The sequence below is a fragment of the Streptomyces sp. NPDC041068 genome, from assembly GCF_040647455.1.
In the GTDB taxonomy this organism is placed as follows: Bacteria; Actinomycetota; Actinomycetes; order Streptomycetales; family Streptomycetaceae; genus Streptomyces.
The window spans coordinates 18,935-30,465 of the sequence record NZ_JBEZCG010000037.1 but is presented as its reverse complement, the minus strand read 5'-3'; the positions used below and the strand labels follow the sequence as shown (position 1 = coordinate 30,465).

Below are 11,531 nucleotides of genomic sequence, written 5' to 3'. Positions count from 1 at the left end.
GCGGCCCAGGCCCAGAAGAAGGGCAAGTAAACGTGGGCACCAAACGGCCCGCATTCCCCCACATAGGCTGGGACCCCACCCCGGGCGACGTCGAGAACACCCGCGACCTGGCCAAGAAGCTCGGCGGCCTCGCCTCGGAACTGGGCAATGCCGTACGGGACTTGGAGCGCATCGAGTGCGGCGCCTGGAAGGGCAAGGCCGCGCTCGCCTTCACCGAGTACATCGGCGAGGACGTCACCCCGCTCATCCGCAAGAGCCACGAATCCTTCGACAAGGCCTCGCGCGCACTGCACCGCTGGGCCAGGGAACTCCAGGACTTCCAGGACGAGGCCGACCGCCTGGAGATCAAGGCCGGCAAGAAACTGGACGCCCGCTCGGAGGCGAAGCCCGACAGCAAGGAGTCCGCCAAGGCCTCGGGAGACGTCGACGAGGTCATCGGGGACGTACACGACCTGGAGGACCGCTACTCCAAAGCCGCGGGCGCGATCAGCAAGGAGCTCGACAAGGCCGGCGACATCGCCCCCGACGAGCCCGGCTTCTGGGACAAGCTCACCAAGGGCGTCAAGGAGGCCTGGGACGCCACCGGCAAGTGGCTCAAGGACCACGCCGACCTGATCAAGCTGATCGGCGACCTCCTGAGCGACCTGACGGCCGTGCTGGGACTGCTGGCCATCGTCACGCTTCCTTTCCCGCCGCTCGCCGCGATCTTCGGCACAGCGGCGCTCATCACCAGCGGGCTGGCACTGGGCGCGCATGGGCTCGCCAAAATGGGCGGGGCCGACGTGAGTTGGGCGACGATGGGGCTTGATGCGGTGGGGCTCATGCCGGGGATCGGGATGTTCGGCAAGGCCACGAAGGTCGTCGGTGAGAGCAAGGCGCTCAAGGCAGTTACCAATCTCGGCGAGGGGTTCCAGGCCACCAAGATCGTCGGCAGCACACGCATCTTGATGTCCTTCGGCAAGAGCTCCCGGGGGCTCACCGGCGGCCTCGGCAAGGGCGGGCTCGTGAAGCTCGGAGGGAAATCGGAGGATGCATATGAGGTGGCACATACGACCAGTGGCCTGAAGTCGCGCATGGGAGGCCTCGCGATCGCGGGCTACCACGAAGGCCAATGGTTGGGCACCAAGGGCCTGAACATGATCCCGAAAGTGGACATCAACCCCGTGAAGGCCGGTATCGCCATCGACGCGGGGGCAAAGATTCTCCCCAAGGTCACAAGCATCCACCAGCACGTGGGCGAGGCCCTCTTCCCGGGCGACCAGTTCGCACAATCGGCTTCGGGGACCTGAGCAGTGAACAAACAGGACGACGGTACCGGGTCACCACATTAGGAAGATGCTTACAGCTATGGACATCTGGCTGCCCCAACCGAGCGAAACTCTCCTGGCCCGAACGCCGGTCACCTTCGCCACAGGCGAGGCTGCTCCCGTCAGGGGCATGCGCTGGTTCCGCGACACCGAGCGCCATGACATCCAAGGCGAACTGCCCGGCTGGCCCGAAGGGCCGAAGTACGAGGCTCGCTCAGCCGGTGGCTCCTTCACGCGGAACATCGGCAAAGGCGGGGTCATGGCCTTGGGCGGCATCATCATGGCCGCCCTCAGCTCCGCGGGCGGCAACGTCAGCGGCGGCTCGGGACCTGACGGCGGGTCCGACACTTCCCACGACCCCGACGACGAGGTCCAGGACTTCCCGGTCATGTGGGCCGCTCCGGATAGCCTCGCTCGTTCCCTGCCCTGGCAACTCGACCCCGGCCGCTCCAACGAGAAGCACTACCGTACGCACGCGATCGTCACGGACCGTCGCCTGGTCATCGTGGGCTTTCCGTACTCCAAGAAGAACGACAAGCTCATCGAGGACGAAGTCCTCTGGGAAACTCCGCGTTCCGCCATCAGCAAGGTCGAGCCCCGAGACTTCAGGGACGGGAGAGACTTCAAGATCCTCTTCAGCGATGCCTCGTGGTGCAGGTTGCACACCATCACGCGGAAGAAGATCACTCGGCACCTGGCCCACCCTCTCGACCTGGTCCCTCTGGGGTCCCTCACCCCGGCGCAGCGGAACACCGTCGAGGCCTTCCTGGCGAAAACGCCGGCGCCACCCGACGAACCCCCCGTCATCACTCGCCGCCCCGGTGGCCACTACCGGGTCGAGCTCCTGGCGCGGAACGAGATCGACCCGTTCTTCGGCATCATCGACCGGGACATGGTCATGGATGCCGATGGCGTGGAACTCAGGATCACCGAGTACAACCCCGCAGACTTCTGAACCCTCCACTCCTCCGAAACCAGACCAGGACGCCTCCGCCCCTATGACGCCCCCGCCCAACCCCACGAACGCGCTCCCGCCCATACCCACCGACCAGCTCGATCCCCCGCCCATCTGGTTCAACGTCCCCGACGGCTTCTACGCCCTCCCTCTCGCCGCCACGCCGGAGGAGCGAGCCGAGCGCGCTCATGAATTCGTACGCGGCCTCTACTCCCGCGGAGACGAGCGCATTTGGGAGCCCGCCGCTCCGTACTACGCGGGACTGGCCGACCTCATGGCGGACACCGGGATCTCCTACTCGGCGATGGGGCTCTTCTCCACAGCGGAGGAAGAAACACAGGCGGAGGCGGAGGGGGAGCAGGCGGCGGGAAACGAAGGCTCCCATGGCGTCGCCCAGTGCGCGTTCACCGTGGCGGCCGTCCCGACCGACCAGGCATCAGGTGACACAGAAACCGTCGCCCAGGGAATTCTGACCGTCCTCTCCAGCACGCCGCACAACGACGCCCGCTGGCTGGACCTGCCGTGCGGCCCCGCGGTCTCCTGCGTCACCCTGACCGAGTACAAGCTGAATCCGGAGATCACGGCGACGGGCGAGGCGACGGATCTCCTCACCGGACAGATCCAAGTCCATGTCCCGTTCCCCACAGGCCCGTTCACCGCGGTCCTTACGCTCCACACCGCGTCCACGGACTACTGGACCGAGTTCTGCAACCTCATGGCGGCGGTCCTCCAGACTGTCTCCTTCTCCGAACCGAACGAGGACGGAGACGAAACCGACGACGCCCCGGCCGCCGAGGTGCCGAACCATCCATGAACCCGCCATGCGCAGCCTGACGAGGACCAAGGCTCCCCTTCCCCAGCTCCGCCAGGGAGATCCGGGCACATACCCGTCCCACGTAGCTCCCCGGTTCACCCAGCCCCGGCCCCCAGAGCGACCACACCCCGAAGGAGCAACCCCCGCATGGCGTCCTGGCAGCCCGCCCCCGGCGAGACCCTCCTCGCCCGCGACGCGATCCAGTTCGCGAGCGGCACGGCGCCATCCGTGTCCGGCATGCGCTGGTTCCGCGACGCCGAGCGCAGGGACATCCAGAACGAGCTGACCGCACAAGCCGGTTGGCCCGACGGCCCCTCCTACACCCTCGCCCCGCCTCCACCGCCCAAGAGCGCCGCCCGCAAAGCCGGACGCTTCGGGCTCGGCACCCTCGTCGCCGCCGTCGTGATCGCCCTCGGGGTACTCCTGGGTGACCTGGGAGGTACCGGACCGGGCGGAAGCAAGGGGCCCGGCCGCCCCCGCGACCCCGAGAACGAGGTCGACGACTTCCCCGTCCTGTGGGGCGCCCCCGGCACCCTCGCCCGCACCCTCCCCTGGCAGCTCGACCCCGCGCGACGCCCCGCCGAGTACCACACCCACTGCGTCGTCACCGACCGCCGCGTCGTCATCGTCGGCTTCCCCGACCTCAACCCGCGCAAGGACGAGGTCCTCTGGGAGATCGACCGACAGCACATCACGCAGGTGGAGCGCATGACGTACAGCGAGGTCCGGGGCGAGGCCAAGATCCGCTTCACCGACGGTTCATGGTGCCGACTCGCACCACCGGGCCTCCGGTACGGCTGGACGGTTCTACGGCATCTCGCCCACCCCACCGAGCTGTTGCCACCCGCCGAGATGACGCCGCGCCAACGGAAGTACGTCGAGTCGTACGCCGCGTCGGTCATCGACCGGGATCCAGACGAGGCCCCCGTGGTCACCCGCAGGCCGAGCGGTCGGTTCCTGATCGAGGTCCGCACGACGGCGCCCGTCACGGCCGAGGACGGAATCGAGAAGCGCCACCAGCACATGAGCAAGCGAGGCCGACAAGGCGCGATCCGGCAAGGGGATATCTGAGCGAGCGGTGGCTACGCCCCGGACCGCCGCCACGGGGATCCTGGCGTGACCTCGGCCCACAGCAACTTGCCCGCCTGACCGGTGCCGACAGGGTAAGCACCCCAACTGTCCGCACAGGCCCGCACGAGGTGCAGCCCTCGTCCACCCTCCGCCATGCCCGGCGGGTGGCTGCTCGGGGCTCGTCCGTTCTCGCCGAATCCGGGCGGGACCTGCGGATCGGAGTCCCACACGGCCACGCGGATCCCCTCCGGGGAGGAGGAGCGGAGGCGCAGGGCGTAGGGGCCGTCGGTGTGGCAGTGCGCGTTGTTGAGCAGTTCGCCCGCCAACAGCTCTGCGGTGGGGCTGAGTTCGCCGAGTCCGTACGTTTCGAGGACCGCGCGGAGGGTGGCGCGGGCGATCCCCGGGGCGCGGGGATCATGCGGGAGTTGAAGGGTGTAGGTCCAGGGCGGCGATACGGTTGCGTTCACGGAGGTCTCCGTTCAGATAGGCGAGTTGGGCCCGGTGACCAGGTCGCTCCGTCGAGCGGGGTACTTCCGGGCAGGGTGGCCTGGGTCACAGATTAGGGTCTCCGCAAAGCATCTTTGCGAGAATTCGAGAAAAGTCAGCGGGCTTCCCTCGTGTGAGTGACGGCTTCAACAGAGCCTGACTTAGGAGGAGTTGCATGGCAGCGAGGCCAGCACCGACGGCCCGCCGTATCCGCGTCGCGACTGAGCTGCGCAAACTCCGCGAGCGCGTGGGGATGTCCTCCACGGAGGCAGCGCGGCAACTGGGCACGAGTTCGGGGCAGCTCAGCAACGTGGAGTCGGCCCGGTTCGGGGTGAGCCCCGATCGGGTTCGGGCCATGGCCCGCCTATACGCCTGCCCGGACCAGGACTACGTCGACGCCCTGGTCGACATGGCAACGGACAAGACGCGGGGCTGGTGGGAGGCGTACCGCGAGGTGCTGCCCTCGGGTCTGCTCGACCTGGCAGAGCTGGAGCACCACGCGTCCGCCGTGCGCACCGCGTACACCAGCCACATGCCCGGCCTGCTCCAGACCGCGGACCACGCGCGCGAGATCTTCCGCCACGTCATCCCGGCCCCCACCCCTCCCGATGTCGAGCACCGCGTCTCGCACCGCATCAAACGGCAGGACGTCATCTACCGAGCGGCCCCCCTTACCTACAGGACTGTCGTCCACGAGGCAGCCCTGCGCATGAAGGTCGGCGGTCGTGACGTGGCACGCGCCCAGCTCAGGCATCTGCTCGACATGAGCGAGCGCGACCACATCACGATCCGCGTGCTTCCGTTCGACGTCGGAGCCTTCCCGGGGTCGGGCCAGTCGATCAACTACATGCACGGCGCCGTACCGCTGCTCGACACCGCCCAACTGGACCAGTTCCACGGTCCCGTACTCCTGGACTCTGAAGCGCACCTGGGGAAGTACCGCAAACTGCTCGACGTTGTGGAGGGCACCGCCCTCAGCCCGGAGAAATCACGGGACCTGATCCACAGCATCGCCCAAGACCTGTGAAGGAGCCCATATGCTCACGCTCAACTGGCAGACCTCCTCCTACTGCCAGGAAGGCGACGCCTGCGTGAACGTCGCCCGCACCGCAAGCGGCACGGTCGAACTCACCGAAAGCGGCGACCCCACCGGGGCGATAGTCAGCACCACCCCCGAGGCCTTCTCGGCCCTCATCCGCGCCACAAAGCGTCCCGCAGGCGCCGAACCGGCCTGAGGGGACGTGGGGGTATGTGCGCACGGAGCACTGCGCACAACGCCGCGCAGAGCCGCAGCAACAAGCCCCCGCAACAAAGATGGCGAGTACGGACATACCCCCGCGGCCCCGCCCCACAACCGAACCCCAGGCGCCCCCGACACCGCAGAAGAGTCCCACCATGACCGAGACTCACCACCGCCTCCACCCCAACATCCCCGCCGTACCCTCCATACCCGCCGACCTCTCCTGGACCCGCGCCGCCCCCGAGGACGCGCAAGGCCCCGGCCCTTGGATCGAGATCGCCTTCGGCAAGGACGACGACGCCGTCTACCTCCGGGAGACAAGCGCTCCGGAGAATGTCGTCACAACCACCCGCGAGAAATGGGACGCCTTCGTACTCGGCGTACAGGCAGGCGAGTTCGACCACTTCGTGGAGGGTGTCGACGGCGCATAGCGGTCGACAGCCAAAAACCCCTGGCCACCCCCCGGCAGGCCGCTGCTACGGTCCCGCCATGTCTGAGACCGGAGATTCAACCGACCGCAAGGTCGCCACGCCCGTCACCGCCACGCCCGTCACCGCCACCCCTGTCACCGCCACCCCCGTCACCGCCACCGACGTCACCCACGCCGTACGCCTCGCCGTGGCCACCCTCCGCGAGGTGCCCGCCGACGCGGACTGGAGCGTCAAGGCAGGCGGAATCGACTGGGACTGCTGGGAGACCGTCGAGCACCTCGCGGACGACCTCTTCGCGTACGCGGCCCAACTCGGCCCGGAGAAGCCGCCCCTGGACACCGAGGTGCCCTTCCTCTGGTACCGGCACCGGCAGGGCGGGCCCGCCAACGTCACCTTCGCCGACCGCAAGGCGGGGGTCGCCGGCCTGCTCCAGGTCGTGGAGTCGTGCGGCGCGCTGCTGACCGGCATGGTCGCGACCACGCCCGCGACGGTCCGCGCCCACCACGGCTGGGGCATCTCCGACCCGGAGGGCTTCGCCGCGATGGGCATCGTGGAGACGCTGGTCCACACGTACGACATCGCGGGCGGCCTCGGCGTCGGCGCCGCCTGGAACCCGCCCGCCGACCTCTGCTCCCGCGTCCTGCACCGCCTCTTCCCGGACGCCCCGAAGGACACGGACCCATGGCCGACCCTCCTGTGGGCGACGGGCCGCGGCGAACTCCCGGGCCGGGCGCGTCTGACGGAGTGGCGCTGGTACGGAGCACCTGAGGGCGAGCGCTGATCCCTGTACCCCCGTATCCGCGGAGCGCGCCCCTCCTCTCCATGCCCGTAGCGTCCCATCACGGCATTCCAGGGAACGGGCATTTTCCCAGGTCAGACCCCCTATCGGCATTCCAGCGTCCCTGATCCCCCGACGCTCCTTGCCCCCGAATACCGGAACCCGCTTCTCTGTTTCCGGGCCGGACAGCACGGGCCGAGAGCCCGAACGAACGCCACGCACCACACCACGTACTCATCACGTACTCACGGGGGATCCCATGAAGCTCAAGCACGCCTCGAAGACGCTGCTCGCAGGACTCGCGCTGCTCGGCACGCTCTCGCTCACCGCATGCAACGGCGACGACGGCAGCACGGACGCGGCCCCGGCCGGCTCCTCCTCCGGCTCCCAGACGGGCGGCAGCGGAGGCTCCGGCGGCGGCTCCTCGGACAGCGGCTCCAGCTCCGGTTCCGGCAGCGGCACCTCCAAGAGCGGAGGCGGCAACAGCGGCGAAGGCACCCTCGCGGGCACCGGCTCCAACGAGAACGGCAAGGTCGACATCTGCCGCAGCGACGAGCTGGAGGTGTCCTCCACCGACAACACCACCGACAAGGAGGAGGGTGTCGTCACCGTCGTCTTCAAGAACGGCGGCGGCCGCGACTGCACCATCGGTGGCTTCGCGGGCGTCGACCTGCAGACGGCCGCGGGCGACTCCCTGTCCGCGGAGCGCACCGAGGACAAGCCCGTGACCGGCGTCATCAAGGACGGCGAGTCCGCGGCCTTCAACATCCTGTTCCCGCTCAACAACTCCGGCGGCTCCGGTGTCCGCGTGACCAAGATCCTGGTGACACCGCCGAACGAGACCAAGACCGTCACCATCGACTGGCCCGCGGGCTCCCTCCCGCCCGAGAACCCCGACTCCCAGGCCCTCACCGGCCCGGTCCGGATCAGCCCGGTCGCCCCGGTCAGCGACTCCCCGGCCGGCTGACCGAACTCGTACGAGCCGATCGCCTCGGTCCCGATGCCTCCCAGGTCCAACTGGGAGGCATCGGGCTGTCCCGGTTCGATGAGAAGCAGAAGCCCTTTGGCGGAAGCCCTTTGGCGGTCCTCTTGCCCAACCCTTCGCAGCACGGTTGACCAAAGGCCATCCACGGTCCAGCCACAGGGGGCGATTCACGCCACTCTGCGCCCGATATCTCCAGGTCCAGACACATACCCCAGAGCTTCGCACTGGCGAAATCACGCGCCCCGTGGATAGCGTCGGCTGAATCTGCTCGTCGACCGTCCGCGCGCCGCGGGGACCGCGAGGGCGGCGGCAAGATCCACTACTGCGAAGCACGCACGTGCGAATCTCGCCGAACTCCCGCTCCCTGTTTCCCGCTGACGGCACGATGAGCATCGAGCCCGACACGACAGGTGACCGACCGAAGGCGGGGCAGCGATGGCGGAGAAGCTCAGAGTCGACGCAGTCGAACTCGAACAGTTCATGAAGCTGCTCGACGGATCCGTCACGTCCCTCAAAGGCTTACGCAGCGCCCTCGCCAACGCGACCGTCGGCGGACTGGGGACGGACGAGCTCGACAAGGCCTGCGAAGAGTTCCAAGGGGACTGGGAGTACGGCGCGGAGCAGATCGGTGAACAGACAGAGGACCTGTCCAAGATCATCGAGCAGAACAAGAACGCCTTCATGGAGGTCGAGGACGCGCTCACGAAGGCGATGAACAAGGCCGGGAAGACCAAGGACGACATCGTGGAGATCCCGAAGTGACGAGCGCCGCCACCTACCCGGACCTCGGCTTCGACCCCACTCCCGGCGACTGCGACACCGTAAAAGCCCTGTACAAGAAGCTGGACAGCTGCGTCACCATCCTCCGCGACACCCGCAAGGTGGTCACCAAGCTGATGGACGGCAGCTACTGGGAAGGCGATGCGGCCGTCGCCTTCCGCGAGACCGTCGAGGACGGGCCGCTCGCCCTGAACCTCAAGAACGCCGCGCGCTCCATCGAGAAGGCGGCGAAGCAACTGGAGCGCTGGGAAGGGGACCTGGACGACTTCCAGCGCCGGGCACGGGAGTTGAACAGGCAGGCCAAAGAAGCGCGGGAGGCGCTGAAGGCCGCGAAGGGACACGCCAGTACTGCCGGTGATGATCCCGACCTGGACAAGAAGGGCAAGAGGCAGGACGACGCGAAGAAGGCCCTGAAGCTCGCCGACGGCAAGGTCGAGGACGCCCAGGCGGAGCTCGACCGGATCCTGGGCCGGGCCCGGAGCCTGCAGCACGAGCACGACCAGAAGTCCAAGCACCGCGCGGAAAAGATCCGCGACGCGACGGACAAGCTGGCACCGCAGGAGCCCAACTGGTTCGAGAAGGCCTGCGAATGGGTCAAGGAGAACCTGCCGGACATTCTCAGCGCCGTTGCCGGTGTTCTCGCCCTGGCAGCTCTGATCTTCACCGGCCCCATTGCCCTGCCTCTTCTCCTGGTGGGCGCAGCAGCTCTCAGCACAGGGGCACTCGCGACTCGGCTTTCGGATCCGGCGGTTCGCGAGTCCCTGATGGACGGCCTGACAAAGGGCGAATTCGATGCCGACTTCTTCAGTAACCTCGTCTCGGTGGGCGCCGACGGCCTAGGCATGGTTCCAGGGCTCGGAGCCACCCTCAAGGGAGGTCTCGGTGCCGCACGATCGGTGAGAGCAGGAGAAACCACACTCACCCTCGGGCAGAAGTTGTCGCTCTTCGGCAGTAAGACTGCGGAAAGCGCACGAGATATGGGAGGCGTCGCAAATCCCCTGCTTCAACGCGTATTCCAAGGAACAAGCAACCCGTCCGTGGTGATCGACTCCATCGGCAAGGGCTCAGCCGGCATCGGCCTCGTGACGGCAGGCTATGGCTTGGCATCCGATGACGAGATCAAGGGCCAGGTGGGTACCGGTATCGATGGCACGCGACTCGGCGTCGACCTGCCTGCGCTCCCAGGCCTTCTGCGCGCCGCCTTCTGACCTTTTCCACGCAGAGAGAGTGTCCAAGTGAACCCTGCTGAGTTCCCCACTGCGTGGGATCACCCACCCACGCGCCGCGCCTGGGCCCTGCACATGTCCCTGAACGTGGCCGGTTTGATCGGTTGGATCGGCGGGTGGATCGCGCTGCTCGCAATCTCCACCGAGACACCCAACTGGGTCGTGTGGATCTTCATGCCGTACTTCATCTACGGCTTCTATCGAGCGTACGTTCAACTGCGCTACTTCCCCGCGGCACTGAGAATGCGGCGCATCATGCGCACCTTCCCCTGGCAGGTTCTGCGCGATGTCCCTCATGGTCTGGCCGACTATCCAGAGGTTGTGGGGCCCCAGCACGGTTGGTTCGAGTTCCCCAACCCTGCCGACCGGAACCAGCAGCTCCCGCTGGTCTTCACCCAGCACTTCCGCCTGAACTGGTGGACCCGGCGGCTGGCACCCCGCGCCAAACCTCAGCTGAAGGCGCAGATCGAGACCATCTGGTTCGCCGGCGATCCGCGCATGATCGGCCTCATCGCCGCGTCCACTCCAAGCGGGGAGATGCCCCGTCGATTCCAGGTTCTCGACCAGGGTCTCGGAAAGGGCGATGGCAACCGTCTCACGGAATGGGGTGTCACATCCGATGACCTCGAACGCGGTCGGCGCGCCGGAGTATCCCCGACCCGCTGATACTTCCCTCCGGATGGAGAAGCGCAGTTGAGTACACCTGAGTTCATTCTCGATGAATCGGTCAATGAACCCGGCGGCGACATCTGGTTCGCAGTACCAGCGGGCTTCACCTCGGTCCCCATCAGAGCGCTGCTGAACCCGCCCGACTCCGCCGGAGCGGAGGAGCTGCGCACCGCCATCCGGCCACTCATCGACGCCGCTCCGGATGACGTAGCCCGCCAGCAGATTCTCGCTCGAGCCGCCATGGCTCAACAGCTGTTGGCTGCCCTGGTCGAAGTCGGCACCACCCACTGCGCGATCGGCCTTCACCGCGACGACGTGTCCGAACGCACCAACGGCGAGACCAGCGCCGGGTTCTTGTTCTCCCTGCTCACCCTGTCCTGGCGAGACATCGCACCCGCCGCCCCCGCCGCAACCGCCGCCCGCGCCGTCGCGGGCGCCGAGGGGCACACGAACGTCGAGTACCTCGAACTGCCCTGCGGTCCCGCGTCGTTCAGTGAACTCGTCCGTAACCCGAACGCCGACTCCGGCCTCCCCCAGGACCCGGTGCTCCAGGTCTTCGCCCATCTCCCGCACCCGGACGGCCAACGCCTGGTGGTCCTCACGCTGGGCACCACCGTCGTGAGCCGACGCGCCGAGTACCGCAGCCTGCTGCACCAGATCGCCGAGAACGTCAGCTTCGAGAACCCCCTGCCGCGTACCCCGAAGGCCCGGACTGCGGCCGAGTCACGCAAGTGACCCATGCGACCAGGGAAACGCCCAGGTCAGACGAGGCAAAGCGCTCCGTCCCAG

14 protein-coding genes are annotated in these 11,531 nt (G+C 67.5%); 13 read left to right on the top strand and 1 reads right to left on the bottom strand.

The genetic code is table 11. The features are described 5' to 3' along the window. Positions 1 to 32 precede the first annotated feature (32 nt). The 4 genes from AB0B50_RS43835 to AB0B50_RS43820 all read left to right on the top strand — a co-directional run bounded on the left by AB0B50_RS43835 (position 33) and on the right by AB0B50_RS43820 (position 4,147). Positions 33 to 1,289, top strand: coding sequence for a putative T7SS-secreted protein (locus AB0B50_RS43835; RefSeq protein WP_362343460.1), 1,257 nt, complete (start codon positions 33 to 35; stop codon positions 1,287 to 1,289). Positions 1,290 to 1,437: 148 nt separating this feature from the next. After that, a complete protein-coding gene (locus AB0B50_RS43830) occupies positions 1,438 to 2,262 on the top strand; it encodes a hypothetical protein (RefSeq protein ID WP_362343454.1) in 825 nt (274 codons plus the stop codon). A 43-nt stretch (positions 2,263 to 2,305) separates the two neighbouring features. After that, complete coding sequence (locus AB0B50_RS43825) at positions 2,306 to 3,076, top strand: hypothetical protein (RefSeq protein ID WP_362343452.1); 771 nt, start codon at positions 2,306 to 2,308, stop codon at positions 3,074 to 3,076. A 147-nt stretch (positions 3,077 to 3,223) separates the two neighbouring features. Beyond that, on the top strand, positions 3,224 to 4,147 hold the full coding sequence (locus AB0B50_RS43820) for a hypothetical protein (RefSeq protein WP_362343449.1): 924 nt from the start codon (positions 3,224 to 3,226) through the stop codon (positions 4,145 to 4,147). 11 nt (positions 4,148 to 4,158) lie between these two features. Here the strand turns inward: AB0B50_RS43820 and AB0B50_RS43815 are convergent, their stop codons facing one another. Next, complete coding sequence (locus AB0B50_RS43815; RefSeq protein ID WP_362343446.1) at positions 4,159 to 4,614, bottom strand: ATP-binding protein; 456 nt, start codon at positions 4,612 to 4,614, stop codon at positions 4,159 to 4,161. A gap of 194 nt (positions 4,615 to 4,808) precedes the next feature. Here AB0B50_RS43815 and AB0B50_RS43810 point away from each other — a divergent pair, with 194 nt between their 5' ends. From AB0B50_RS43810 to AB0B50_RS43770, 9 genes are all read left to right on the top strand, one after another. Beyond that, the gene (locus AB0B50_RS43810; protein WP_362343443.1) at positions 4,809 to 5,660 is read left to right on the top strand and encodes a helix-turn-helix transcriptional regulator; all 852 of its coding nucleotides are present in this window, start codon (positions 4,809 to 4,811) and stop codon (positions 5,658 to 5,660) included. A 10-nt stretch (positions 5,661 to 5,670) separates the two neighbouring features. Continuing rightward, complete coding sequence (locus AB0B50_RS43805; protein ID WP_362343440.1) at positions 5,671 to 5,868, top strand: DUF397 domain-containing protein; 198 nt, start codon at positions 5,671 to 5,673, stop codon at positions 5,866 to 5,868. A 160-nt stretch (positions 5,869 to 6,028) separates the two neighbouring features. Further along, complete coding sequence (locus tag AB0B50_RS43800; protein ID WP_362343437.1) at positions 6,029 to 6,304, top strand: DUF397 domain-containing protein; 276 nt, start codon at positions 6,029 to 6,031, stop codon at positions 6,302 to 6,304. Between the two features lie 58 nt (positions 6,305 to 6,362). After that, positions 6,363 to 7,085, top strand: coding sequence for a hypothetical protein (locus tag AB0B50_RS43795; RefSeq protein ID WP_362343434.1), 723 nt, complete (start codon positions 6,363 to 6,365; stop codon positions 7,083 to 7,085). 256 nt (positions 7,086 to 7,341) lie between these two features. Next, a complete protein-coding gene (locus AB0B50_RS43790) occupies positions 7,342 to 8,049 on the top strand; it encodes a DUF4232 domain-containing protein (protein WP_362343431.1) in 708 nt (235 codons plus the stop codon). A 453-nt stretch (positions 8,050 to 8,502) separates the two neighbouring features. Then, positions 8,503 to 8,829: a hypothetical protein gene (locus AB0B50_RS43785; RefSeq protein ID WP_362343429.1), complete on the top strand. Its 327-nt coding sequence runs from the start codon at positions 8,503 to 8,505 to the stop codon at positions 8,827 to 8,829. Next, positions 8,826 to 10,055, top strand: a complete 1,230-nt coding sequence (locus AB0B50_RS43780; RefSeq protein ID WP_362343426.1) for a putative T7SS-secreted protein — start codon at positions 8,826 to 8,828, stop codon at positions 10,053 to 10,055. The genes AB0B50_RS43785 and AB0B50_RS43780 overlap by 4 nt, the downstream gene beginning before the upstream one ends. A gap of 27 nt (positions 10,056 to 10,082) precedes the next feature. Then, entirely contained in the window at positions 10,083 to 10,739 is a 657-nt protein-coding gene (locus AB0B50_RS43775; protein WP_362343423.1) for a hypothetical protein, read from the top strand. Between the two features lie 27 nt (positions 10,740 to 10,766). Next, positions 10,767 to 11,477, top strand: coding sequence for a hypothetical protein (locus tag AB0B50_RS43770; RefSeq protein ID WP_362343421.1), 711 nt, complete (start codon positions 10,767 to 10,769; stop codon positions 11,475 to 11,477). Positions 11,478 to 11,531 lie beyond the last annotated feature (54 nt).